The sequence below is a fragment of the Paenibacillus sp. JL3B1040 genome, assembly GCF_057063165.1.
Genome location: NZ_CM169317.1, coordinates 1,182,737 through 1,208,357, shown reverse-complemented (window position 1 = coordinate 1,208,357; position 25,621 = coordinate 1,182,737). Strand labels below are relative to the sequence as shown.

Annotated in this window: 23 protein-coding genes and 1 CRISPR repeat array; of the genes, 7 read left to right on the top strand and 16 right to left on the bottom strand. The window is 51.8% G+C overall.

The window, feature by feature from the left end; translation table 11 throughout:
• Positions 1 to 4: 4 nt before the first annotated feature.
• From cas3 to cas6, 5 genes are read right to left on the bottom strand one after another with little or no spacing between them, the layout of a single operon-like run.
• Complete coding sequence (gene cas3, locus ACZF99_RS05260) at positions 5 to 2,302, bottom strand: CRISPR-associated helicase Cas3' (protein ID WP_483609662.1); 2,298 nt, start codon at positions 2,300 to 2,302, stop codon at positions 5 to 7.
• A 33-nt stretch (positions 2,303 to 2,335) separates the two neighbouring features.
• Positions 2,336 to 3,040: a type I-B CRISPR-associated protein Cas5b gene (gene cas5b, locus ACZF99_RS05255; RefSeq protein ID WP_483609660.1), complete on the bottom strand. Its 705-nt coding sequence runs from the start codon at positions 3,038 to 3,040 to the stop codon at positions 2,336 to 2,338.
• Positions 3,037 to 3,948 carry a type I-B CRISPR-associated protein Cas7/Cst2/DevR gene (cas7i, locus tag ACZF99_RS05250; RefSeq protein ID WP_483609658.1) on the bottom strand — a complete coding sequence of 304 codons (912 nt, stop codon included), beginning with the start codon at positions 3,946 to 3,948 and terminating at the stop codon, positions 3,037 to 3,039. The genes cas5b and cas7i overlap by 4 nt, the downstream gene beginning before the upstream one ends.
• Positions 3,941 to 5,866 carry a type I-B CRISPR-associated protein Cas8b1/Cst1 gene (gene cas8a1, locus ACZF99_RS05245; protein ID WP_483609656.1) on the bottom strand — a complete coding sequence of 642 codons (1,926 nt, stop codon included), beginning with the start codon at positions 5,864 to 5,866 and terminating at the stop codon, positions 3,941 to 3,943. Before cas8a1 ends, cas7i begins: the two co-directional genes overlap by 8 nt.
• A gap of 6 nt (positions 5,867 to 5,872) precedes the next feature.
• Entirely contained in the window at positions 5,873 to 6,592 is a 720-nt protein-coding gene (gene cas6, locus ACZF99_RS05240) for a CRISPR-associated endoribonuclease Cas6 (RefSeq protein WP_483609654.1), read from the bottom strand.
• 618 nt (positions 6,593 to 7,210) lie between these two features.
• Between cas6 and ACZF99_RS05235 the strand changes: the two genes are divergently transcribed.
• Positions 7,211 to 7,411, top strand: coding sequence for a hypothetical protein (locus ACZF99_RS05235; protein ID WP_483609652.1), 201 nt, complete (start codon positions 7,211 to 7,213; stop codon positions 7,409 to 7,411).
• A gap of 225 nt (positions 7,412 to 7,636) precedes the next feature.
• A CRISPR array of direct repeats spans positions 7,637 to 9,193; the repeat unit is 29 nt; unit sequence CTTTATATCCCACTACGTTCAGATAAAAC.
• A 474-nt stretch (positions 9,194 to 9,667) separates the two neighbouring features.
• Here ACZF99_RS05235 and ACZF99_RS05230 read toward each other — a convergent pair.
• Positions 9,668 to 9,883: a hypothetical protein gene (locus ACZF99_RS05230; RefSeq protein ID WP_483609650.1), complete on the bottom strand. Its 216-nt coding sequence runs from the start codon at positions 9,881 to 9,883 to the stop codon at positions 9,668 to 9,670.
• 351 nt (positions 9,884 to 10,234) lie between these two features.
• Between ACZF99_RS05230 and ACZF99_RS05225 the strand changes: the two genes are divergently transcribed.
• The gene (locus ACZF99_RS05225; RefSeq protein ID WP_483609648.1) at positions 10,235 to 10,480 is read left to right on the top strand and encodes a helix-turn-helix domain-containing protein; all 246 of its coding nucleotides are present in this window, start codon (positions 10,235 to 10,237) and stop codon (positions 10,478 to 10,480) included.
• 117 nt (positions 10,481 to 10,597) lie between these two features.
• On the opposite strand, the gene ACZF99_RS05220 is transcribed toward ACZF99_RS05225, so the two are convergent.
• A complete protein-coding gene (locus ACZF99_RS05220; protein WP_483609647.1) occupies positions 10,598 to 11,287 on the bottom strand; it encodes a DUF6273 domain-containing protein in 690 nt (229 codons plus the stop codon).
• 120 nt (positions 11,288 to 11,407) lie between these two features.
• Between ACZF99_RS05220 and ACZF99_RS05215 the strand changes: the two genes are divergently transcribed.
• The 4 genes from ACZF99_RS05215 to ACZF99_RS05200 all read left to right on the top strand — a co-directional run bounded on the left by ACZF99_RS05215 (position 11,408) and on the right by ACZF99_RS05200 (position 13,823).
• On the top strand, positions 11,408 to 12,079 hold the full coding sequence (locus ACZF99_RS05215; protein WP_483609645.1) for a pectate lyase: 672 nt from the start codon (positions 11,408 to 11,410) through the stop codon (positions 12,077 to 12,079).
• A gap of 129 nt (positions 12,080 to 12,208) precedes the next feature.
• Entirely contained in the window at positions 12,209 to 12,565 is a 357-nt protein-coding gene (locus ACZF99_RS05210; RefSeq protein ID WP_483609643.1) for a PadR family transcriptional regulator, read from the top strand.
• Positions 12,562 to 13,236 carry a permease prefix domain 1-containing protein gene (locus ACZF99_RS05205; RefSeq protein WP_483609641.1) on the top strand — a complete coding sequence of 225 codons (675 nt, stop codon included), beginning with the start codon at positions 12,562 to 12,564 and terminating at the stop codon, positions 13,234 to 13,236. The genes ACZF99_RS05210 and ACZF99_RS05205 overlap by 4 nt, the downstream gene beginning before the upstream one ends.
• Positions 13,233 to 13,823, top strand: a complete 591-nt coding sequence (locus tag ACZF99_RS05200; protein ID WP_483609639.1) for a DUF4825 domain-containing protein — start codon at positions 13,233 to 13,235, stop codon at positions 13,821 to 13,823. Before ACZF99_RS05205 ends, ACZF99_RS05200 begins: the two co-directional genes overlap by 4 nt.
• Positions 13,824 to 13,955: 132 nt before the next feature.
• Here the strand turns inward: ACZF99_RS05200 and ACZF99_RS05195 are convergent, their stop codons facing one another.
• Positions 13,956 to 14,126 carry a hypothetical protein gene (locus tag ACZF99_RS05195; RefSeq protein ID WP_483609637.1) on the bottom strand — a complete coding sequence of 57 codons (171 nt, stop codon included), beginning with the start codon at positions 14,124 to 14,126 and terminating at the stop codon, positions 13,956 to 13,958.
• 2 nt (positions 14,127 to 14,128) lie between these two features.
• A complete protein-coding gene (locus ACZF99_RS05190; protein WP_068787158.1) occupies positions 14,129 to 14,473 on the bottom strand; it encodes a DUF1492 domain-containing protein in 345 nt (114 codons plus the stop codon).
• A 181-nt stretch (positions 14,474 to 14,654) separates the two neighbouring features.
• Here ACZF99_RS05190 and ACZF99_RS05185 point away from each other — a divergent pair, with 181 nt between their 5' ends.
• Positions 14,655 to 14,879 (top strand): hypothetical protein, encoded by a 225-nt coding sequence (locus ACZF99_RS05185; protein ID WP_483609634.1) that lies wholly within the window; start codon positions 14,655 to 14,657, stop codon positions 14,877 to 14,879.
• A 186-nt stretch (positions 14,880 to 15,065) separates the two neighbouring features.
• Here ACZF99_RS05185 and ACZF99_RS05180 read toward each other — a convergent pair whose 3' ends face one another.
• The 7 genes from ACZF99_RS05180 to ACZF99_RS05150 form a co-directional block, all read right to left on the bottom strand.
• Positions 15,066 to 16,103 (bottom strand): glycoside hydrolase family 18 protein, encoded by a 1,038-nt coding sequence (locus tag ACZF99_RS05180; protein ID WP_483609632.1) that lies wholly within the window; start codon positions 16,101 to 16,103, stop codon positions 15,066 to 15,068.
• Positions 16,104 to 16,161: 58 nt separating this feature from the next.
• Entirely contained in the window at positions 16,162 to 18,795 is a 2,634-nt protein-coding gene (locus ACZF99_RS05175; RefSeq protein ID WP_483609630.1) for a transglutaminase-like domain-containing protein, read from the bottom strand.
• On the bottom strand, positions 18,796 to 19,851 hold the full coding sequence (locus ACZF99_RS05170) for a carbohydrate-binding family 9-like protein (protein WP_483609628.1): 1,056 nt from the start codon (positions 19,849 to 19,851) through the stop codon (positions 18,796 to 18,798). It abuts the gene before it with no gap.
• A gap of 673 nt (positions 19,852 to 20,524) precedes the next feature.
• A complete protein-coding gene (locus ACZF99_RS05165) occupies positions 20,525 to 21,970 on the bottom strand; it encodes an alpha-L-fucosidase (RefSeq protein WP_483609626.1) in 1,446 nt (481 codons plus the stop codon).
• 54 nt (positions 21,971 to 22,024) lie between these two features.
• Positions 22,025 to 23,671 (bottom strand): extracellular solute-binding protein, encoded by a 1,647-nt coding sequence (locus ACZF99_RS05160; RefSeq protein WP_483609624.1) that lies wholly within the window; start codon positions 23,669 to 23,671, stop codon positions 22,025 to 22,027.
• 42 nt (positions 23,672 to 23,713) lie between these two features.
• Positions 23,714 to 24,619: a carbohydrate ABC transporter permease gene (locus ACZF99_RS05155; protein WP_483609623.1), complete on the bottom strand. Its 906-nt coding sequence runs from the start codon at positions 24,617 to 24,619 to the stop codon at positions 23,714 to 23,716.
• Positions 24,620 to 24,637: 18 nt separating this feature from the next.
• A complete protein-coding gene (locus ACZF99_RS05150) occupies positions 24,638 to 25,600 on the bottom strand; it encodes an ABC transporter permease (protein ID WP_483609621.1) in 963 nt (320 codons plus the stop codon).
• Positions 25,601 to 25,621: the final 21 nt, after the last annotated feature.

Genomic DNA, 25,621 nt, shown 5'->3' with positions numbered 1-25,621 from the left:
CTTCTTACATAAACAACGGAGATGTAACGGCTTGCATATCTAGTCCGATTTCCTCACTATACTCGGCGTTCACGTAATACAGGCCTTTAATCAGCGGGAAGGGGGCAAGCAGTTTTTTATGTTCCGCCATATAATAATTCACTCCAACGGTATATTTCTCAATCGTTCTCCGTGCTTTACGCTTCGTTCGTTTATCTTTAGCCTTCTTCCAAACTTCCAAAGCTTCCTCGATTTCCTTAGTTCCACGATAGCCATCCGGAATCGCTTGTACCTCCCGAATATCCCGCAGAAGCTGTTGGGCATCCGACTTGCTAAAATCTTCATACATCGGACGATTCTCCAATTCTGTCATAGTTTTATCGAATTCATCCTTGAAACTGGAATCTTTCAAGGCCTCTTCATCATAAAGAGCGCGAATCATCTTTTGTTTGTCCGACTCCAGCAAAATTCCGGATTCATGCTGAGCGAACAATTCCAGACTCCGGTTATAAATATCATCGTGATACACTGACCTTTTGCCGAGTCTTACTCCGGATACATCCCCGGTATACACATGTATGTTCACTTCATCTACAGGCTTTATGCCCTTACGGTTGCAACGCCCATAACGCTGAAACTGGCTGTCCAACGTCGACATCTCCGTATGCAAACGATCAAAGTCAATGTCCAGACTAGCTTCAACCAATTGCGTCGTCACCCAAATTCCATTCTCGGTCCCTTCGGCAAAATCCAGTATTGCAGCTTCCTTTAGATCCCTGTCTTTTTTTATAAACTTGGAATGTAGCAATTGAACTTGTTCTGTCAGCGATTTCAGCGATTTATACACTTCCCTTGCCCGCCTAACCGTATTGCAGATAACCAGAACTTTTGAGTACTTCCCCTCATCGGTAATTTGTTCTAATACACTCTCATCTAAAATAGACTTCGGACTCAGCCGGACATGATGGCGAACAACATTATCGTCGATAAATTCTCCGCATGCTACAGGCAACCTGGGCTTCCCCAATTTTTTGATCAAAGCTTTATAATAGAAATCCGGCAGGGTAGCCGTCATGATCATAAAAGATCCGCCGATTCGGTTAATCTGAACTAGTGCCCTTACGATCAACGCCGCAATGCGCGGATTATAAGCTTGAAGCTCATCGATAATGACTTTCGCCGAAGCGACTGTCGCATATTCCTTTTCAAACCCCAAATAAAAGAAGGGAAACTTCAAAATTTGATCGATCGTAGAAATGACCAACTTATTGGCATATTCTCTGGATTGGGAATGGATTTTCTCAAGGATGTCATCGTCATTCGTTTCCGACTTCTCATATAAATAATCTAGGCTGGTCGAGTGGAGCAAGCCCACTGCCTCCTCGCCTCCTTCGGAACTGGATGAACGTGAAAATCCGATCTTTTCCTTATCCGTGATACGCTTGTACATTGCATTAATACTTACTCTTAGCGGCAAGGTGAAGAATCCTTTGGAAGAGCCAAGCCACAATAATCCGGCTTCCGTTTTGCCCATTCCCGTCTGGGCCACGACAACGACATGCTGATCCCGGTGCCGCTCCGTAAATTGCTGCAGTTCATTCTTTTTGCCTCCAAAATTTGTCCGAATAAACCTGTCCACATATTCTCCCACATGTATATCTACAGCCAATTCAACAGGGACATGGGCCGATGCGGCGTGATCGAGGCGATGAAGCAATCCTTTGATTAATACATAGCGAAGAAATACATCCCCTCCATCTTCCCGGATCCGTTTTGTATGAGAGAGGTAATGCAGCTTTTGACTAATACATTTGTCATCCAGTTCAATGCCCAATTCTTGTTCGATTTGATTACGATGGGGCAGGATATGCTGCTTATAGATAGCGGCAACTTCTTGATTTACAATGTTATCGTTTCTTTCGTGGTGATATCCTACCGCTTGGGCAAGGATATACTTTTCGTCATCGCTTAGCCCAAGTTTTTTGAAAGGAAGTGCCATAACGGAAACATAATTATGCCTCACGTCAACGTCGCATTGCGTCTCCACAGGCTGTTGCTTCAAAGCACGCCTAATTTTATTTTGGAACACCGCATCATATTTGCCGACATCATGATACAAAACAGCCCAATAAAGCAATTGCCAATCCCGGTCGCTCATCCGCAAAACATTCCCGTACCCATTTTTAAGCTGATGATAGCATGCAATCAACGCATTAGTATGCTGCTGTATTGTCTCTGTTTCCGGCAAAGGCGGTGTTGATTTAGCATAAAATATCATCTTTATCCATGACTCCTTTCGAAGCAAAAAGAGGGAACCCGTCATAGATCGGCCCCCTCCTTCCGGCTGCTTGATGTTTTAACTTGGTTGCGCAAAAAACACGCCATATCCATCTTGGTCAATCAGCAAACCGTCATCTTCGTTATAAATGGACGAGCCTGCTTGTACGTAACCAACATGCAGTTTATCCCATACACGAACCCCATCCACAATGCGATAAGTCCAGTTCAAGCGATAGGGAAAGTGCTCGGTAGGGCCCAACAATCCAATCGGCACAAACGCATTCTGTTGAAGAATGAGTTCATCCTCTGTGTTAACTAACTCGACCCGTTCACATGCATCAACTCGCACCAAATCCTCCCACCGGCCGAGGCTCAAATGGACATTCCCCTCATGAATGCGTTGCTCCAGTCGTTCCAGCACATCATCCTTGGCATGGATATGAATCAGCAAATTGACGTCATAAAGCATATGGCTGTAGATCGGCATTGTGGTGATATCCTGAAACTCCCTGTCAATTCCCAAACCATCCATAGTTAATGCAAATTCATCCGTTTTCTCCGTCTTAAAAAAATAGTGCGTTTGGTAATCCGTAACCAGCGTATCGTAACTTCCCTGAATGCTAATCTGCATCGGAATCAGTTCGCCCGCTTCCAGAATCGCATGCGCCATCCCCTTCACGGTCGAATGAGGAGGGAGTGGGTATGTTTCCGCTACTTTAAAGGCATAGGGCTTTTTGTAACAAGCCGTTTGCTGATACAACTTAAGCCGTAGTGCATTCATTTCACTGCTGCTCCATAGTAAGCATCGATCTCATCTTTTAACGCGGCAAAAAACTCCTCAACACTCCCCGTTCTACCCGGTGCCGCTTGTTCAAATTGCGAATCATTGCGGAAAACGCCGGATACAAAGCCAATACGTGTGAATGTCTGCATCGCTTGTCCGCCAAATGTCGTCTTGCCCACATCTTCCAGGGCGGATACATTAAGATTCCAAGCCTTGGTTTGCGGTTCGAGCATAATGCGGCCAAGGAAAAATGGATTTGCCACAGGATATACCCCGCCGATTACAAACAAAGGAGCAAGCGATTCCTGCCGGCCGCGAATATTACGATTGAGCAGTTTAAGGATATCCAGCAATTGATGCAAGCGCACCGCTTTTTCCGCTGCCGCCAGTTCCACAGGATTGTCCTTATCGGCTGGATCCACGCCTACTCGGTCTAAATCAACCGTCACTGTATAGGTATAGAAACTTTCATGCTGTTCAATATTCGCCAAATTGGGAGTTTCATTAATCCGCTCGGCCAATCCCATGTTATTTAAAAACTCCATATCACTACGGTAAGGCTCCAAAGATACGGCATGAGACAAGCGGGCGACGGCAGGGCGCTTCTGCGATTTCTTCCCTGTCTTGAGGTAACCGAACAAATCCATTTCAACCGAATCCGCAATACTGACATCTTCTCTGAATTGCAATGTTCCTTTGGCTTTGTCTACGGTTTGTAAATTCCAGTCAAACCACTCGTTTCCGAGGCGAACGATATCATAGCGAATGCTTTGCCGAGAAGCAAAGGTCAGCACGTCTCCGTTCCCGCGATGGATTTTTTTCAACTCGGAAATATTCGCAATTCCTTCTCCATAGTTCAGCGAGTTTGCACGAAAAACAACAGTTAAAGTCAGAGCTTTACTCATTAATGGCTACCTCCTCGGAAGATTGAGATGATGGAGAATCCTGACCAAGCAATCCGGCGATAAAAGCAGTGGCGATAGAATCAAAATCCAGACCATCTTCTTGTTTAAAACCGTCCAGAAAGATGCTGGACACGCCTACGCTGCCATATCTACCGTTTTGGCGCGCGCCGGATGTATTTGCAGTTAAATACAGGCGGAAGACGGTATCCATAAACTCCGCTTTATTGTTGGATTTGGCCGAATTCAGCAACCGATAAGCCCAACCCTCCAATTTTTTTCGACCGGTAGCTCGATATTCCTCGCCTTCCACCTCCTCTGTCGGACGCGTAGAGATCAAGCGCTTGCGAAGATTAACCCCTTCGCTGTAAACATGATAGATTTTCTTATCATAGCTGGTCATTTCCTTCTCTCCTTTCTTGGCCTGCAAGATACGTTTGCGCGCTCTGACGGCTTGATAGGCGCTGGAAGCAATTCGAGCCTTCTCGTTCATATTCAATTTGGGATCCACTGATATTCTAAGCAATTCGTAAACAGATGCCTTAGGATCAAGTCCTTTTAAAACGGAGCGTAAAAAAGCTTCCCTTAAATGGTGATGATGAATGGACTCAAGCGTCTCACCGTATTTCCTCAGAAACGCAGCAAGGTAAGGCGGCATGTGGTAGTAATCCAGTAACGTTTTCTTGGCCTGATACTCGGAATGCAGTTCTACGAAGAGATAAGCAGGTTCTTTTACTCTCGCTGCCTTATCTATGGACTCGTTCAACAAGCCAACGATTGCTTCTCCAAAGGTGCTTCCTTCCTGGCTGCGCAACGTACGATAGCGTTCGTTGTCCTTGACCACTTCAATAAATGATTTCTGAGATAACACCATTCCAAAAAAACGTATATGTTCGTTGAATTGTTCCGTGCCCAACCGGCGATTGTAAACCGTGAGCCCGATAGGGACAGCAAGCAGAATAAGGCGTGCTACCGCGCTGATGGGAACCGGCAGTCCTTTATTAAAGTTCCAGTTGAAGTTCACGGCATTTTTCTTGGACAAAGCTAAAGGAGAAAAGGTCATTTCTTCAAAAGATTGGGTGGCAGGCAGGCCGTCAATGAGTGAACAAGGAAGTAGCTGTTGCTTAAAGAAATGATGAATCTCTTCGGGGCTTTTTATTTTTTTGACAGTTCTTAGCCAGTCTTTAAAGGGCTTATAAGTTTCACTATGCTCCTGCAGTAATGCAAGAATGTTGGACTGGGTGGGCGATTTGCTTAATTCCCCGTATAGTTGAAGTTCTCGCAGCGCAGGAACAGCAAAATCCTTATCCAGTTGATCGATATGCTGTTCAGTAGACTTGGCGTTGAATGTGGGCTGAAGGATGGACGTTTGTCCGAAAAAAGGCCCCATAATTAACGCCTTGACGTAATTTAATGTCAATTTTTCGTTAATGACCGGAGTGGACATCACCGTTTCGTAAAGATCCACGTTTTCATGGATTTTCAACACTTCGTTATGTTTATTTATGGCACTTAAGGATTCTATAATTTCCAGCAGCTTGCTGTATTCCGGCAAATTGTTAAAGTACTTTTCTACTTTTTTCGCCTGTTCGGCCATGAGCTTGCGGATTTCTTTGGCGGCCTCCCTAACTTTGGCATCCATTTCAGCCGCTTGATTAGGCTCGATTTGAGTTCTTGCTTGCGCTCGGTCCGCTTGATTAATCCACCATTCCATCCGTCTTCTGTCGCGTTGGACGATGCTGAAATTTTGGATCATCCAATGAATGTACCTTTTCGGGAATTGTAAAACGTGCTTTTCGCTCAAAACAATACCGCTGTGGGTTAACATCCGGTCCCGGTCCTCTTCAAACAATCGGGTCAACCCAATTAAACCGGCGGAGAGCATCCAGTCTTCGGCTTCGATCGTTATTGAGATAGTCATGCTCGATTACTCCTCCCGAATGTACTCCAGCAATCCAAACGATTGCGAAGCCCGTTTCCCCACGCCGGACTGATATAGAAGCTGCAAATCCTCAGGATGGCCGCTCAGCTTCAATTGACCTCGATAAGCCGTGAAATACAGATAGTTATTTTCGGAGTCGGAGTGCCGGCGAAAAACGGAGTTGCTCTCCCGGATTACCGTCTTTTTCATGGACAATGGTTCGATCCTTATGGCCTCATGCGGTTCTCGACCGAATAATTCTTGAATCCGCAGAGCCGCATAATAGCCAAATTCTGTGACATAACTCGGATCGTCCGGATGAACCGGCTTTCCCAGCTTGTCTTCAATTAAAATCGGTGAAAGGGTAGAAAAATAAGCCTGGCGTCCTTGAATCTGCGCTTCTCTAAGCATTTGCACACTTATCCGCCGCCATGTTTCTCCAGCCGTCTTATAGGCATTCAATCTCTGCAGACCGTTGAATACGTGCAGCATGAATTCCATATCAAAACTGGAAATCGTAATGGTTAAGCTGCTAAGCCGGATCTCATGCTCCAAGTAACTAAAATCCTTCAGATACACCGCAGTTGAAAAAGGCTTCATGCCACCGGCATTGTCCACGTACAACTTGTTGTAATACTGCTCATCCGATAGACGTAGGGCTTCTTTCAATAATGACAATACGACCAGTCGATAATCGATCGGAATACGTCCTACTCTGTAAGTCACAGATAGTCGCAAAGGCTCACTCCCTCCCGAATAAATAGGATAAATTTCCCTGATTACAGGTTAAACTTAACATGGTTCTACTTTGTTTGACAACCAAGTTTGGAAAAATGTTGGATTTTCCCGCAGGGTTCAGATAATCTGGTCAATATTAATGAATAATTTTATATCCCGCCAATGTTCAGATTCAAAACTTTTACTTTTGAGAAAGACAAAAGCAGTCTGTCTATTACTGAATTAACTTGATTCCCAACAGAAACATCGCAAAAATAATCAACGCCATGATAATATCAATGTTTTTTTCCTTCACGGGTACCCTCCTTCCAACTACATTTACGCCCCGTGCTTTTGAATCCAGCAATATTTATTAATAATGGATGGTTAGTTTTATTTATATGCTCCCAGTCGGTCTATCAGTATTAAAACAGCACCTGAATTTTTAGTTAATGCGCTGAGGTGGTTCAATATGTTCATGTTCGTAAAAATATCGTACGTGTAATTGAACATCCCTAAGCTAATTTGATAAAATTAATTATGATACTCATTATGATAAAATTTTGATTTATCGCTCAAATGATTACTTTCCGAAAATATCCCAAATCCGAAATAGGAGGTGGTCAGATGCCTGAAAAAAACGCTTTAAATGAATTGATGTTAGAAATCGCCAAAGATTTAAAAGAAATCAAATCCCAAATATCAAAGGGCTTCGATCAAATCGATCAACGATTTAATCAGATTGAAAAACAATTCAATCAAATTGAAACAAGAACAACTAGATTAGAAAGCGATATGTACCAATACAAATTTGAAGTCCGCGAATAGCGGACTTTTACGTATATTGATCGATAGCGCATTGCGATATTACATACTGCAGACTACATTTCATGCATTAAGATAAAACGGGTCATTTACATACTTTAAATTCCAGCATGTTCAAAAAAATATCTCCCCGCTATTGCGAGCGTGTCATAGCCCTTTACATACCATAGTATTCATATTGAATAAAAACGGCCGGTGCCGGAGTAGTAATTGAACTTATTCGTCAAGGCTTTATTCCCACTACGTTCAGATAAAACTACAGGTCGCTTTGAGACACATATGCACGCAAAGGAACTTTATATCCCACTTGGATTCTTTATATCCCACTACGTTCAGATAAAAAGTTTTCGTAAACTGAAACAATCTTCTGCGTCTTATCTTTATATCCCATTACGTTCAGATAAAACTAACCGAAGAACAAGCATACGGTAATGACTGTCCTGGCTTTATATCCCACTACGTTCAGATAAAACCTTTGCATAGAAAAAGGACCCCGTAGGAGTCCTTATACTTTATATCCCACTACGTTCAGATAAAACGCCATCGCTGGCGACGAGGCGCTGGCAACCTTTACGGCTTTATATCCCACTACGTTCAGATAAAACATTGCGGCCGGTGTGCTTGCCGCTTGGCACAGAAATATCTTTATATCCCACTACGTTCAGATAAAACTGTTGTCCATCTCGCGGCAAATGTCGCTCGTGCGGCCTTTATATCCCACTACGTTCAGATAAAACTACTCCGTTACCTCGACCTGACCGCCAGCATATATAACTTTATATCCCACTACGTTCAGATAAAACAATCATTACGCGATACATCCGTTATCGAGTACGGTCCTTTATATCCCACTACGTTCAGATAAAACCAAATTCGTATACCGCCGCGTCTGGTATCGTATATTGCTTTATATCCCACTACGTTCAGATAAAACCTCGTCCTCCCTCCGGATTACTTCGCGCCTTTGATGCTTTATATCCCACTACGTTCAGATAAAACGAATCCGTTTCGTCGTCCACTCGCTCGGTGCAAAGCCCTTTATATCCCACTACGTTCAGATAAAACCAAGACCGGACGAAGCAAATCGTTAAGGACAAATCGACTTTATATCCCACTACGTTCAGATAAAACATAAGCGAGATATCCGATGCCGGTACGATGTAGTTGACTTTATATCCCACTACGTTCAGATAAAACGCGGTATCGAAAGACGTACTCGACCGCTACTTCGAAGCTTTATATCCCACTACGTTCAGATAAAACTAACGATGCAGCGGTTCCTACTGTTCCCAGGATAATCTTTATATCCCACTACGTTCAGATAAAACTCGGGAGCAGCCGGATAATCTGGCCCGGGCAGTACAGCTTTATATCCCACTACGTTCAGATAAAACCAATCAAGAACCTCCGGCATGGGCGTATGAGGCTATCTTTATATCCCACTACGTTCAGATAAAACAAGACGATATGGGAGATACAATGACGGTGCGATTTGCTTTATATCCCACTACGTTCAGATAAAACGAACGCGTCGATTACGTATTTTGTTCCGGATTCTTTACTTTATATCCCACTACGTTCAGATAAAACCGTCAAAAAAGTCACCTTCGTCACGGTTTTTAAGATCTTTATATCCCACTACGTTCAGATAAAACAACGGCAAAAAGATTGTTCCTGCCGGGACGATTCTCTTTATATCCCACTACGTTCAGATAAAACTTTGTTGCGCTATTTATCCACCAACTCCGCGATTCAACTTTATATCCCACTACGTTCAGATAAAACCCCGATTTATTACAGCCGAAAAGCCTTGCTATATCATCATTTCTGGGTCAGGGGAATTGAACATTTTGCATTGAACCGCCAATTTGGAAAATACACTCCTTCCAAAAATGGCCTTCAGCCCTTGAGGCACAAGGCTCTCGGGTGATTCGACAAAATTTTCGTCCGCTGCATTATTCCCCACAATTCGGCGAGACATCGTGGCATTCAAATACCAAATCTAACACCCCATCCAGATATTCATACGCAATTTCATACAACTTTCTTTCACACTTCTTTCCAATATCGTACGTAATAATCACAAACATGTCCACTAGGCCTTGAAGGGCTTATTAGTTTCATTACCAATGACGTGCTTGGTCAGCGTAGTCTTCGAAACAAATCAAAAAGCGAATGCATCCTGGAGCTCCCCTTCATTTAAATTCAAAATATCACGAATGCTCTCTGGAGTGGCCGCTTATCCTTTCCCACTTCTCCTCAATCTATGTCCCCGAAAGGCACATTAACAATTAGTTGCAATTCGTAAAGTACTTCTTCAGTTCTAAGAAGAATCTTATTTGCTTGTTCTCGATTGATTTTGCTTAAACATGACATATTCTCTTCACGGGTAATGTAAGTAATCAATTGAATGAATACGACTTGATCGAGTCCTACCCCTGTATCGCACTCTATCAGCTTGATCAAGTCCTCCAAGGTAAAACAATTTAAGTCGTGGTCGAGAATTCCTTTCCGACTTAAGCAAATTGTCCGGAGCATAGCTGTAATCGCCATCTCACCAAGTAGTATTGCGGAAATGTACAGGCTTTTTTCAAACAACATTTCTGCTCGATTAATATAATTCCAGGATAACTCACAACCGGGCTTTATTAAGTAGACGGTATTATGAAGAGGCATAGTAATGGAATCACTCCATTCGGAGTCTTTTGGATATTCCAGTGTTTGTATTCTATCATTTTCTAGTATTTGTAGGCAATAGCCTACGGAAAATCTCTTAAAGAAAATCATAAGCTAATTAATAGACAACCAAACTAAGGGGTTTTCACTGTGGAAAATCATAAAAAACCCAAAGAACTCCTCGCATTTGGAAGAGCTCTTCGGGATTTTCGAAAAGAACATCAGATGACACAAGATGAATTAAGCTTGTATTCCCGTGTCGATCGTTCATATATAAGCGAGTTAGAAAACGGGGAGAAAGCCCCGTCTTTACTGACGATCATGTCACTGTTAAAGGCGATGCACATAAAGCCATCGGCATTTTTCGAGAGATTTGAAGAAGAAATGAAGTTGTAGTTCGATCGCGGGGTCGACGTACGTTTTATAGTTGACTGCGTTCCGTTAGGAAGGGTACGGGGGCACCGGGCCCATACGGCAAAAGCTCGATATTGGCATAATATTCCCAAAGCTGCCTCACCGCAAAATCAACTTGATCGCCGGCCGCACGCCGTCACGCGCCAGGCTGACATTGGCATAGCTGCGGATGCTGCATCCCGTGCCGATGAAATGGGCTCTTGAAGGCTTATTTCCCTGTGTACGCAGCCACCACCAGGAGCAGCCCTCCTCCTTGCCGTCACGCAGGACGTAGTTTTCCTTTTCACTCTTGTCGTATACATAGAGACTGCAGCCGTCAGGTTTCTTCAACTTGGCATAGTCCGTTCCGACAGCGGGCAGCCACGTTTTGCCGAGGACGGCCGTAAACGCCTTGACCTCGGCCACGCTAAGCAAAAACACGTGATCCTCCGTATCCGGGCTGCCCTCGCCATTATCCGCGCAATGCGTGATCTTGATCAACTCCCGGTCTCCGGCGCAAAAAGCGGTAGAGTAAAAATCCTCGTTCAACCACTGCCGCAAATCGCAGCCGCGCCAAGTCGTATCCACCGCATCCCTCCACGAAATATCCGCGCTCTTTCCGTGATATCGCTTGCATTCCAAAATTGCTTCGCTCAACAGGAACAACTCACTGCCCGTGTTTTGGAGAACCCGCCATTCGATGGGCCGTTCTTTCCCGTCAGCCGACTGCGGATACGAGCCGAAAGTCAACCGTTCGCCGGGTTGGATGGCCCGATTCGGTTCAGATGACGGTGGGGTGCTTCTTTTCACGTAACTCCCTCCTCTTTTACCGGTTCATCTATCTTACAACAACCCTCGCACCTTTTCCCAATGTCACAAATTATCCACAAATAGAACCCAAAATATTTGGGATGAAGGGAAGATCCGTATTTGAAGAAAGTATTGGGACTGATTTTGTCCGGCGTAATGTTGGTAGCGCTGTCAGGAGTCACCCCGGCCGAAGCCGCGTCTCCTATTGTGGTGAACGAAACGATTCTGGTAAAAGCGGGACAAACGTTTGACGGGAAAGGCCAAACTTATGTTGCCAATCCGAATACGCTGGGAGACGGGAGTCAGGCCGAAAACCAAAAGCCCATATTCAAGTTGGAAAACAACGCAACCTTAAAAAACGTCTATATCGGTGCCCCGGGTGCCGATGGCGTGCATGTCCACGGCAACGGCACCATCAGCAACGTCACCTGGCTGGATGTGGGCGAGGACGCCCTGACCCTTAAATCCTCCGGCACGGTCAACATCACCGGCGGCGGGGCCTACAAAGCTTATGACAAAGTGTTTCAAATCAATGCGGCAGGCACGATCAACATCCGAAATTTCAAGGCCAACGATATCGGCAAATTAGCCCGTCAAAACGGCGGCACTTCGTATAAAGTTGTGTTTACGCTGGATCAATCGGACATTTCCGATGTGAAGGATTCGATTTTCAGAACGGACAGCAAGTCAAGTACGGCCAAAATCACAAATACGCGATATCATAATGTGCCTACTTTGTTCAAAGGTTTTGCTTCCGGCAACACCAGTGAGTCCGGCAATACGAAGTACTAGAAAAGCTGCGCTTCTCTATTGAAACGAGGCCCGTGTTTCCGCGGAACATGGGCCTATTTATTTTTTTCGAAACGATTACCTTGACATACATAGTAATATGCCTTACATTGTATCCAAAGAGGTGAACCCATGAACGAAAGCGTCATCAGCCGGGATTTGATCCGCGGCCACATCGATACAATTATTCTTCGAGTGCTGTTGGAGGGAGATAATTACGGCTATGAGATCATGAAATTCATTTCCGTCATCAGCCAAGGAAGATACGAGTTGAAAGAGCCGTCGCTGTACACCAGCTTGAAGCGGCTGGAAGCTCAGCGGCTGATCGCGTCGTATTGGGGCGAAGAGAGTCAAGGCGGACGCCGCAAATACTACAAAATCACCCCTGCGGGAACCGAAGTTTACCGGACCAACCTATCGGCATGGAAAATTTCCCGTGAGCTTATCGATCTTTTGATCGAAAAACAGGAGGGATCACCAACAACATGAATCCGTTGCAAAAACACGTGGACCGTTTATTCGCCGGCTACCCGGCAACAGCGCGCATCCGCGAGCTGAAGGAAGAGATTGCCGGCAACCTGGAAGCTAAGGCCGCCGACTTCATGGCGGGAGGAATGGACTATGAACAGGCGGTCAAGGCCGCCGTGTCCAGTTTGCCCCATATTGACGGGCTGATCGACGATCATCGGGAAATTTACATCAACCGCTATCGGCTGGAACTGCTGCAGCAAGTACTGCTCTATGCGTTGATCGTGTGGATAATCACCATTCCTATGCGTATCCTCGAACGCTCGCTACTTAGCTTTACGTTATTGGCCTTCGCGCTTCTGCTGGGCGTTGTTTATCTGGCCTTGAAAGCCGCCTGGCGGGAAGACCGCCTCGCAGCAACGGCTCCGCGGAATTTCAACCATGCCCGGCGCCGCAGCCGAATCGTCTGGCTGATTTGGGGGTTGTTCATTCTTCTCACTATCCTGGCGAATACGGCGCTGCATTTCGGGAGCAACATCTGGTTCGGATATCAGATCAAAATAGGCGGCCCCTACCAATTTGCCATGGTCGGCCTCAGTTATGCGAAGCCTTTTGTAACCATCCTTATTCCTTTGGCGTTTCAGGCGGCCACGCGGCTGATTCCCAAGCATGAAGCGGAGGAACGGGAATGAAGGGCCGGCGACTGTGGAAACTTGACATCGGCGTTGCCGTTTTGCTGCTGGTCGGACTGCTTGCTTTCGCTCTGGTGGAGGGGGCTATACTTCCCGGGCAGGACCGGCGGATCGAGCGGTACGAGAAGGCGCAGCAAAACCCGTTGACGCATGACATCGCCCGCACCGCGAAATTCCAAACCCGGTATATGGGCGACGCGTCCAAAGTGGGCGGATTGTTCGGCTCGCTGCCGATCGGACCGATCCGCTCCTTTGCCCTCGATCCGGACGTGTTCACGGTGCAGATTAATCTGGATTCTTCGGCGCCGAGGGCGGAAGCGGACCGAGACCGGGCTTATTTGTACAGCGCCACGGCAGCATTCGCATATATCGACAACCTGGAGGCGGTGATTTTCAACGAGGGTTCCGCGGCGTACCGCGTGACTCGCGAGGACCTGCTGGCCTGGTATCGCACGGATACGTTCTCGTCCTTTACCGCAAGTAGCGCCGCTTGGAAAACTGCGGTGCAAGACAAACTGGCGGATCCGGAATACGCGCAGCGGGCGTTTCGAGAGCTCTTTCGCGAAAGCGAAACTCTATCCGTTTAACGCTTCCTTCGCTCAATGCTTTTATCCGGTAAAGCCTTCTACCGCATTCATCTATAAGGGAAATCCAGGCGGCCCGATTACAACCGGGTTTATGAAAAAAAGTCGATCAGGGTATTCCTGACCGACTTTTTTTCATTCCTCTTCCCGCCTCTTGATCATCTCCAGAAACTCGAGAATGATGTCGGAAACGGCGTCCTCTTCGGACATATGGATAAACTTGCTTATATGCACAATGTCGCCTTTAAACAGCTCGATGAGCTTTAACGTCGATTCGGGATCGTTTTCCCTGGCTTTTTCCAGCAAATTCAGGAACTCATCATCATCCGGGACAATTCTTTGATCATCTTTCGTTTCCATTTGTTCACCCCTTGCTGACTCATATTCAACTCGCGGGCGACTTCCCTCTCGGTTTTGTCCTGCAGATAAATCTTGGAGATGATCGTTTTGCCCGTCGTGGAAGGAAGCGCATTGATCAGCTGTCTCACAACGATTTTGTTATCAGAAGATGAGGTGAAGCAGGTTACGGCCGGCTCGACTCCATTGAATGAACATTCCCGTTTTCTTACGACTCTCGCTCTGTATTGAACCCTCCATGCGATTCGATAAACTTCTTTCCGATATTGCTCGTACACGGTATGTTGTTCCTTCAAAACTACCTCCCCCTTTCATTTTCATCTTCTATGTATAGGGAAATTTTTAGGGGGGTTATACAACCATAATTATATAGGTAATTATTATTATAACATTTTTTCTATATTCTGGTTGTACCTGGGCGAACTTTTTTTCCCCATATGGTGAAGGGCCCAAAAAAAGTTCAAGGAGGTAACAATCATGCAGGTTGCGGATATTGTGTCGTTGGTTGCCAATGTTGGTTTTCCGGTCACGCTTTGCTTCATTCTGATCAAATATGTGCTGCAAACCGTCGGTGATAAACTGGGCAAAATCGAGGCTTCCCTGCAGGCCCTCTCCGAGGAGGTGCAGCGGTTGGACGACGTGCTGGACGAAGACCGGCTCCCCTCCGGATCCTCCGGCGGTAAAGAATCTAGGAAACTGTGAAAATTCGCATACGGAAGGTTGTACCGTGGAAGCGGGCAAAAAACGCCCCTATTTATATCTATGGCCGGCCCGGCACAATTAGAACATTTGTTGTCAGAAAAAAAGCCCCATGCGTCGCTATCCCTTTGGTTCAGGAGATTTGGCGAATCATGAGGCTTTTTTACGCGGGACGATTACAAATTCCGCTTACGGCTCGGTTAACCCCCGGTGCAGCGCATCCAGGAGCCGATGCGTCCGATCACAGCCGTATTCCCAGAACATCACCCCGGCCAGCTCTTGCTTCTTGACGTATTCGCATTTGCACTTGATGGACGTCTCGTCATCGTAAGAGATAAACGTTTGGCCGTCGAACAGGTACGGCGCCTTCGCCTCCTCGTCCCAGCAGCGGACAAATCCGTTGCGGTCGATATACTCGGCGGCCAGTGCGGTGAAGTCCGGGCCGTACCCTCCCGGACCGGGGGACATTTGATACAATCCGCGGTTGATGTTCGGCACGTCCTTCCACATCCGCGAATAGAACGCCGCGCCTATCACAATTTTCTCCTTAGGCACCCCGGCCCGGACGAACAGGCCAACCGAAGCGTCGACGCTGATGCGAAACAAGTCGCCCGTGCCCGTGAACAGATTGGTGTGGTGGCCGGTCAGCGTCTGGAAGCCGCCGCGCATGTCGTACGTCATCAGTTGAATGAAATCGAGGTAACGCTGGACCTCGGCCATCTCCGTACCGTCAATGTAGTATTGGTCCGCACCCGCGGCGATCGTCAGCCCGTAACGGCGGCCGTCCCGTTCGCCTTGCCGGTCCAGCGCCTCCCTCATCGTGCGCAGCAGCAGCGTAAAATTCGCTTTGTCGTCGGAACTGGCCGCTATGCCCGCTTCGGCGTAACAGGGGTATTCCCAATCCAGGTCGACCCCGTCGAGAGCATGCTCCGCGACCGCCCGGACCGCCGACTCGGCCATCGCCCGCCGGCCGGCCTCCGTCGAAGCGGCTTCCGAGAAGCCGCCGGCGCTCCAGCCGCCGACGGACAACAGGACCGTCAAACCGGGATGATCTCTTTTCAAACCGGGCAATAACTCCAAATTACGCAAATGTCCCGTTTCGATGCGGTCATCTCTCACATGACCGAAAGCGATATTCAAATGGGTCAGCTTCAGCAGATCCTCCCTCGTCAGTTCGGGGAGGTGGCGGTCGCTGATATATCCCGCCACCACGTATTTCCGGCTCATTGGCGCTCCTCCCTTTGCCTGCGCGGCCTCCGGCGCAAGCTTGTCGATGATTGGACGTTTATAGGTCGCTTAGCACTTGCAGCGCTTCCTTGCCGCTCCCCGGTTTATAACCGGACTGCATATAACGGATGATCCCCTCGCCGTCCAGAGCGAACAGATGCGGGAATCCCCCGCTTCCCAGCCGAATGCCGGCATCCGTTAGCCGGCGGAGCGCCGAGTGGCCGGGGTCGCCCGCGAACACCGTCCCCGCCGGCAAGCCGGCAGCGGCAGCGTGCGGGACAGCCGGAATCGGCGAACCCTCCTCACCGCCGAGGACAAAGATGACCGGGATGCCCAAGACGTCGAACGTTTCCGCGAGCTCGCCCGTTTCGCGCAACAAATGCTTCGACGGTTCCCGGTCCGCATCCAGCCAGGCGATCATCGCGCCTCTGCCGACTTGGCAAAGCGCGCCCAACGTCGTCGGCGACCCGTCCGCTCGCCGCAGCGGGGTTTGCGGATCGGGCATCCCGTACGCCGGGAGGTGCCGCGAAGGGGCCGGAAAGGCGAGCGTTACTTCCGCTTCCGCTGGCCCGTCGACCCGGCAATACGCCAGCCGGCCCAGCACCGTGCCGTCTTTCAGGCGCACCCCCGAAGTGATCCGGTAATCTCCCGGCTCCACCTCAAACGCCGTATCGTACACATCGGTTTTGCCGTGCGGATACAGCAGCGTTTTGTAGAACCCGCCTTCCAGCCGGGCGATGGTGAAGTTCTCCATGTACGAGGCGGCCGGCATATCCTTACGGTTTCCCGCTTCGCGGCGCAGCCGCAGCCGGCCGGTGTTGCGGCGGACTCCCTCACTTGCTTCTTCCCGCATCGGCCCGATTCCGGCGTCCACCCACGTTCCGCCCGCAGCATACTGCGGTTTCCGCTCACTGGGATGCAGCCTTGCCGGAATGCCGAAGCTCCGGCATAAGGCGACGAACAAGATGTCCAGCGAGCCTTTGTCGGCAACCCGCAGTTGGAACGTACCCAGCGGCCCTGCTTTCCCGCGCAGGTTGCCCGGCCCCTCGCGCAGCTCCCAGCCTTCGTTCAGCAGGCTGGCAATCCGGGACGGATCCGCTTGATAACAAGCGATCTCCGCTTCGGTGAAGCGGGCCTGCAGCGCCTCCCGGTATGGGCCGATCATCTCAAACGACACGCGCGGGCACATCACGTACGATACGAACAGCTCCCGATCGTACGAATCCTTCCAAGGCAACGATCCGGCCAAGTGGTCGTCCAGCGTCTCCCGCATCGTGTCGGTCAAATCTTTCTCCCGCAGGCTTTCGAGCAGAAGCAGCGGCCACTCGCCGTGTTCCGGGACGCTTTCCTCCAGAAAAGCGGCGATCTCCCGTCCGTTGCCGCGAGCGGGCTCCAGCAATTTCCACACCCGCTCCGCCGGCAACCCAAGCCGGGCGGCGAGCCGCTCCGCTTCGGCCTCCGTCAGGAACGTCTCTTCATAAGCCCGGCGCAGGGCGGCCCCTTCGGCCACCCGCTGCTCGTGTCGCCGCAACTGCTCCGCGGAGAGCGGTGCAGCTTCCGGAACGTCAAGCTCCGGCGGAGGCACCAGCTCGAACTCCTCGGCATGCCCGGGCTGACCCGGCAACGCTCCGCTCAACACGACCTCGAACCGGTCGCCGTCGGCAATCCGGATCTTTCGCTGGCCCCAGGCCCTATCCCGCACGGCCCGGACGATCAGATCGCCGTAACCGGTCGTGAACCGGACTTCGCCCCGTTCATCCGTCACCAGCTCGACCAGCGGGAACAACTCGGCGTAGTTGTATAGCTGGAACTGCACCTTCGCTCCGGCCGCCGGCGTGCCGTCCGTTTCCTGCACTTCCACGGCAATCGTGCGGGTCGGCGCATAATTCGCCAGCAGGTTCAGTTCCGCATAAGGATCGCCCTGCACGGTGATCTCCTCCGGTCCGGGATAGGTCGCCGGGACGCGGGTATGCACCAGCATCGCCCGGCGTGCCGGACCGCTGAACCAGCCCTGGTCCAGGCGGGCTTCCGGCTCGCAGGCGCCGATGTAATGCCATTTGCCGTCGGCCCAAGCCTCGACCCAGGCGTGGTTATCGTCGCAATGCGCCCAACGCGGCGTGTAGCACTGCCGCGCCGGAATGCCGATGCTGCGCAGCGCCGCGACCGCCAGCGTCGACTCCTCGCCGCAGCGGCCGCGCGCGTTGCGGATCATCCCGAGCGGCGACAGCGTGCGCAAGTCGCTGCCGATGTAGGTGGCTTTTTCATGGCACCAGTAATTCGCCTCGAGAATCGCCTCCGCCATCGAACATCCCGTCGCCCGCGGCCCCAGCTCCGCAAAGATGATCTCGCGAAAGTCCTCGATATTCTCGGTGTTCACCCGAGCCGGCAGCACGAAATACAGGAATAAATGATCCGGCACCCGGTCGCCCCAAGCCACCCGCTTTCGGATTGCCAGCGCTTGGCGGACATGGGCCAAAAACAGCGTACCGTCGTAATCGGCCAGGTCGCTCAGCGGCATATGCGCATACAGGAATTTCAAGGCCCACGATTCTTCGGCGGTCAACGGACTCTCAAAAACGCCAAACAGTTCCTTCTCCCGGCCCCGGCCCAGCAATCGAATCTCCGCAAATTTGCGTTCAATCTGTTCCTGGTCCCGCTCGCTCAGCGAAAACGCCGGTGTCTCCACGCTCATCTAGGATCGCTCCTTCCCCAACTTTCCGTCTTCCCGAATCCAAAAATACCCGTTCCCGTCCGAAGCGGCCGCGGAAATCTCAAATCTCCCGCCCGCCGCCTCGATCTTCGGCCGGATGCGGAACGTGCCCGCTTCTTCCGGGCCGACGAGCTCGGCGAGCTCCGCGGTAAACCGGCCGAAGCGGGCGTAATGGCTGCGCTGCCGATAATACAGCCGGCGCAGGTCCCACTTGACGTATTCGTCCTGCGGCAGCGGGAACCCGGTTGATCCGCCGTCCTCTTCGGCGCCTTCGTCCGCAAAAACCACGTAACCCCATAGCTCGGGGTAATGCATGTTCACGATCCCCTGCGGGGACCAAACCCAGTTGTCCTCGGGATAAGGCTTCCCGGTCGCGGGATCGATTTGCTTCACGTACCGGCCATCCCGCACTTCCACCCGCCATTCCACCCGGGAGAAGTTCACCCGCCAGAACTCGCCGGCGGCCGGCGGACGCCCCTCCGGCGCGCATTCGCGCAGCGCCGCCCAAGGCAGCGCAACCTCGACGCTCCACAGGCGGTTCTGCGCGGCCGGGTTGTTCAGTTCGCCATCGATATGCACCGCGGTACGCAGCCCGCGGATGTCCCAGCCGTTCACCGGCGGCCCGCCGTCCCGGTACGGTTTAACCAGCAGCAAATCCCACACCGTGTTCAGCGCGTTGATTTCAAATTCGTAGTACAGATGGCTGTCGCCGTCCGGATCGATGAAGATTTCAAAGTCGTTGTCATGGAAAATCACCGCGTCCCGTTCCGTCAGCGTCGCCCAAATTTCGTCTTCCTCCATCTCGGCGGCCACGTAAAAACACTCGTCATCCCACAGCATCTTCGCCCGCGTCCGTTTGCCGGGCTTGGGCCGCAAATCGCCTTCGATATCGACGAAGTCATCGGTCCACGCGGCGGCTTCCCAGAACGGCTTGTCGATTCGCCCGTCCAGCACGAGCGGCCCGGCCGCAGCTCGTTTGCAGACAAACGTTTTCGGTGCAAACCCGATCGCCGGTTCAGGCACTTCGCTGAAATTCACTGTCGCTCTTCCTCCTTTCCAGGTTGAGTGAGGTAAGGTTCACCAGCCTATCCTTACGCTTACGCTTGCGCTCGTGCTCGTGCTCGTGCTCATGCTCATGCCCGTGCTCATGCTCATGCTCATGCTTACGCTAACGTTCATATTCACGCTCATACTCACGCTAACGCTAACGGACCCTAGCGCCGCTATTTCGTCGAAAAGCTCTGTTTTCAAAGTTTAACGGACCCAGTTGACCTTATTTGGCGTTTTCGTGCATAGTTCCGACTCATTCCGAATCAATAACGTCTCTACAGTCCGTTAAATGGAAATTTGACGCCTTTTCCGGCAAATAGGGTCTTTCGGGTCCGTTACGCCCATCCCCTTAACAACATTTCCTTTGGCTGCAATCTACATTGCCCTCCCGCACCCAGTGTGAAAAGGACGCCGCCATATCCACTCACCGGATGCGCTGCACCCAGGCGATCGCTCGCGCACGCCGGTCGATCTCTGCCGCCCGGCGCCCGCGCGGGGCGACGCTCCCGCCTTCACCGGATGCGCTGCACCCAGGCGAGCGCTCGCGCACGCCGATCGGTCTCTGCCGCCCGGCGCCCGCACGGAACGACGCTCCCGCCTTCACCGGATGCGCTGCACCCAGGCGAGCGCCCGGCGCCCGCGCGGGGCGGCGCCCCCGCCCTCACCGGATGCGCAGCACCCAGGCGATCGGCGCCTCCCCCTGCCGCGCGGCGTCCGGCAGGCGCACCGCCGCTCCGCCCTCCGGAGCGGGGCGGAAATCCAGCCCGTCGGCGCCGCCGACAAGGTCGATCCGGCCAATGTCGGAGGCGGGAAGCGGCAGAAGCAGTTCTTCCCCTGTCGCCTCGGCGGCCTCTTGCACCAACACCAGCGCGTACCTCGTCTCTCCCTTCCGGGTGAAATACACGTTCCCGGCAGCGTACGGCTCGCAGATCCGCGTTCCGTAAATCGCTTCGCCGTAAACCTTCAGCCACTCGCCCAGTCCCTTCATCCGCCCAAGCGCCGGCTTCGGCAGCCGGCCGTCCGGCTGCGGCCCGACGTTCAGCGCCAGATTGCCGCCTTTGGCGACGATTTCGACGAGCAGGTGAACCAGCTCGCGGACCGACTTATAGCTGTCGCTGTAGCTGAACGAAAACGAATGTCCCATGGTGATGCAGCTCTCCCAAGGGACGGTAAGCGGCCGCTCCGGCACGGTTTGCTCCGGCGTGATCAGGTTTTCGTACGGCCCGCCGACCGTGCGGTCCGCCGTCAACAGCCACGGCTGGATCTGCCGCGCCTTCTCCACCACCTCGCCCAGCCGGATGTCCTGGCCGCGGCGGGCATTCACCCACCCGGCGTCCAGCCACAGCATATCGATGCGGCCGTACCGCGTCATCAGCTCCATGATTTGCTCATGGGTAAACCGAACGAACCGCTCCCACAGCCAAGGGTATCGCTGCGGATCGTACGAAGGCCCGCGCCACATGCGGCTGCCCCGTTCCATGTCCGGCGCCCAGTAGTACGGCGTGTGCCAGTCCGCCTTGGAGAAATAGGCGGAGATCGCCAAACCTTCGGCGCGGAACGCGTCAAACAGCTCCCGGCATATATCCGCATAACGATGCGTATGGAACGGACAATCCGGCCCGGTGATCCGGTAGTCGGTCGTATGCGTATCCCACATGCAAAATCCGTCGTGGTGTTTCGTCGTAAACGTCAAATATTTGAACCCGCCCTCGGCGGCGGCTTTCGCCCAGGACTCGGGCTGAAATCGAATCGGGTGAAACGTACGGTTCAAATCAAAATATTCCCGTTTGAACCGTTCCATGTCTTCCGTCCAGTCGATGTCGTTCCGGGACCAGTCCCCGTCTTCGTCGCTGAGCGCCCAGGACTCCACCAGTCCAAGCTGGGAGTAAGGCCCCCAGTGCATCATCAGGCCCAGCTTCTGATCCCGGAACCATTCCAGGCGTTCCAGGATCACGGAATCGTCCGGCCTCACCCAATTTCGCTCGCTGCTGTAATTGTGCACGCCTTGCTCCACCGCCGGTTCAGCCGCAAGAGGCGCCCCGGAGGGCGCCTCGGTCTGCGGCTCGGCCGATGGCTCCAGGTTCGTCGTGGATTTCTCCTCGCTCATGGATGCCTCCTTGTCTCGGTCCGAAAATCATCGTCATCGTTAACCGTTCACGATTTAACTTCCTTGGTTCCAACGATCGTAGGCCGCTTGATACACCTCGGCAACGCGATCGCTGCCCATCTTCTTCAACTGGCTGACGTATTTATCCCAGTTGTCGAGCGGCTCCTGGCCGGTCACGAACTTCGCTTCCATCTGCGTCACATACGTTTTCAGGTCGGACAGCAAGGCGGAAACCTCGGATTGTTCCTCGTTCGTCAGGAAGGCGTTCGGGAACGGCGGCTTGCCGATCGGGGCCAGTTTGGTTTGCGTTTGCTGGTCGATCCATTCGTCGAACTCGGTTTTCAGGCCGTTCGTCATTTCCTTCAGATTGACGCCCGGCGTCAAAATCCCGTAGTTCGGCGTAATCGTCCCGCGGTACTCCTCGCGGTCCTTGCCGCCCGGCACCGGCAGCCATTCCTTGACCTTATTCTCTTTATCCTTGTATTGCCACAACAGTCCTTCCGGGCCTTGCGTCCACAAGGTTGCGCCTTCGTAACCGTACTGGTAATCGATCCAGCGCATCGTCGCTTCCGGATTCGGGTTGCTCTTCGTAATCGCGAAGGTTCCGTTGGCCGACATGCCCGGATGCTTGCCGTAAACCGGCGTACCGGCGATTTCGCTGGCGACCGGCGTCATCAGCGGGTGCTCGTCGCTTGGTTCTCCGCCGAGCGTGAAGTAAGGGTGGAAATCGCTGAACAAGGCGAGCTGGTTGTTTTTGCCTTTTGCCTTCTTCTGATCGTCGGTTTGGGAGAAGGTCTCGTGGTCCAGCAGTTCCTCCTTCCACAAGCGATTCATGAAGGTCAAATACCCTTTATAGCCTTCCTCTTGCGGTGAATAATGCACTTTGTCGTCCTTATCGGCGTAAATGACCGGGTCATACATCCCCCAGAAACCGAGGAAGAACATCCGCAGGTCGTCCAGCTTGACGGACGAAAGCGGGATTTCGTCGGCTTTGCCGTTGCCGTTCGGGTCTTCTTCTTTGACCCGCTTCAGGTAAGCGTACAGCTCTTCCGTCGTCTTCGGCTCTTCCGCGTTCAGCGCCTTCAGGAACTTGCCGTTATACCACATCGGGCCGCGGTACCAGACCGCCGCGGTATCGATAAACGGCAGGGCGTAAATATGTCCGTCCGTCGTCGTGATGTTCTTGCGCACGTCCGGGTTCTCGTCCAGGATCTTCTTCAGGTTGGGCGCATAGTTGTCGATCAGATCCTCCAGAGGAATCAGAATCCCTTGGCTGCCGTAGGTGACTTGCTCCGCCGGGGTAATGTCCGCGGCATACAGCATGTCCGGCAGGTCGCCGCTGGCGAAGACCAGGTTTTTCTTCGTACTGAAGCTATCGATCGGCGAGGTTTGAAACTCCACCTTGATTCCCGACAGCTTCTCCATCTCTTCAACGACGGGCATCGTATTCCAATCCGCCATCCCGGCGTCGGGAGCGAACATCGTCAGCGTGAGCGGCTCATCGACGATCGGAAACCCGTCTTTCTTTACGCCGCCGGCATTCTCGGAATGGGCAGCGTTCGTGCCCGAATTCGCCCCGCCTCCCGCATTGCCTGCCGTATTGCCGCCCGCCGTATTGCCGGACGAACCGCAGGCTGCCAGCAACGAGGCCAGCAGGAGCAAGCTCAAGGCGAACGCCCCGCGTCTTTTCAGCTTCTGCATGAATGAATCCTCCTTTTGAATTAGGTTTGATGTATGGCAAGATCATCCCTTGACGGAACCGATCATGACACCTTGCACAAAATAACGTTGCAGGAAAGGATACACCACAATCACCGGCAGCGTGGCCACGATAATCACCGCATATTTGACCAAAGCGGCCACTTCCGCCCGGTTGTTCAGCGCCGTCGCCGTCGCGGCATCGATCGAGCCCGTCTGCGCCGACATCTCCTGCAGAACGAGAATTTGCCGGAGCACGAGCTGCAGCGGATATTTCGCATCATCATTCAGGTAAATCATCGCCGAGAAGTAGCTGTTCCAGTGACCCACCCCAAAAAACAAAGCCATCACCGCGATAATGGAAGTCGACAGGGGCAAGATGATGCGGAAAAACAACCGAAAATTGCTGCAGCCATCCATTTCCGCCGCCTCCTGCAGTTCCTTCGGGATCGTCGATTGAAAATACGTCCGGCAAACGATCAAATTCCAGACGGAGGTGGCTCCCGGCAAAATTAATGCCCACATGCTGTTCACCAGGCCCAGGTCCTTGATCAGCAAATACGTCGGCACCAGCCCGCCGCTGAAGAACATCGTTACCATGAAGATGCCCATGAACAAGTTGCGGCCAACGAAGTCTTTGCGGCTGAGCGCGTAGGCGGCCGGGATCGTCACCGCCAGGTTGACCATCGTACCCACGATGGTGTAGAGAATTGTGTTGGCGTAGCCGGTCCAGATTTGCGGATCGCGGAACACCCGCTCATACCCTTCGAACGTGAGGCCCATCGGCCATAACCACATCTCCCCGGAAGCGACGTATTTCGGCGTGCTGACCGAAGCGCTGATGATATACAGAATCGGATAAGCGACGATAACGAGGGCCACAAACAGAAACACATAGTTGCAAGCGAGAAATAGGCGGTCCTTCCGGGTTTCCTTAATTGCCGATACCACGTTCTCCACTCCTTTCTTCTACCACAGGCTGTTTTCGCTGGTGCGCCTAACGATCTGGTTGACGGTGACGAGCAAGATCGCGTTCACGACGGAGTTAAACAAACCGACCGCCGTGGAGAAGCTGTACTGCGCATCCAGCAAACCCGACCGGTAAACGAACGTTGAAATGACGTCGGAGGATTCCATGTTCAGCGGATTTTGCAGCAGCAGGATTTTTTCAAACCCGACGCCGAGCAGGCTGCCCATGTTCAGAATCATCAAGATCGTGATCGTCGGCAGAATCGCCGGAATATTGATATACCGGATCCGCTGCAGGCGCGAAGCCCCATCGAGGATGGCCGCCTCGTGCAGCCCCGGATCGACCCCGGTCAGTGCGGCCAAATAGATGATCGTTCCCCAACCGGTTCCCTGCCAAACATCGGACAACACGTACACCGTTTTAAACCAGCGGGGATCGGTCAGAAAGTCGGGGGGCGTAAACCCGAGCGCTTCGATCATGTTCACGATCATCCCCGTCGAAGGCGTCAGGAACGTAATGATCATCCCGGCCATGACGACCATCGAAATGAAATGCGGCGCATAGGTCACGGTCTGTACCGTACGTTTAAAGAAGCCGTTCTTCACCTCGTTAAAAGCCAAGGCCAGGATAATCGGGAGCGGGAACCCTACGACCAGTCCGTAAAGGCTGATACCGAGCGTGTTCCACAGCAGATCCCAGAAGTAATAGGAATTGAAGAACCGGACGAAATGGTCGAAGCCCACCCACGGACTGCCCAGAATTCCGTTGACCGGAACGAAATTTTTGAAGGCGATCTGAATCCCGTACATCGGCACGTAGCTAAAGATCAGAACGCTTAATAAAGCAGGCGCGATAAAAACGTACAGTTGCCAATTCCGGAGGATTTTTTTCCTGAGTTTCCTTCTCGCGTTGAACGGGGGCACGGACCTGGTATCAAGAACGGTTGGCGCGCTTTTCTGCATCGGCGACTCCTCCTTTTTTTC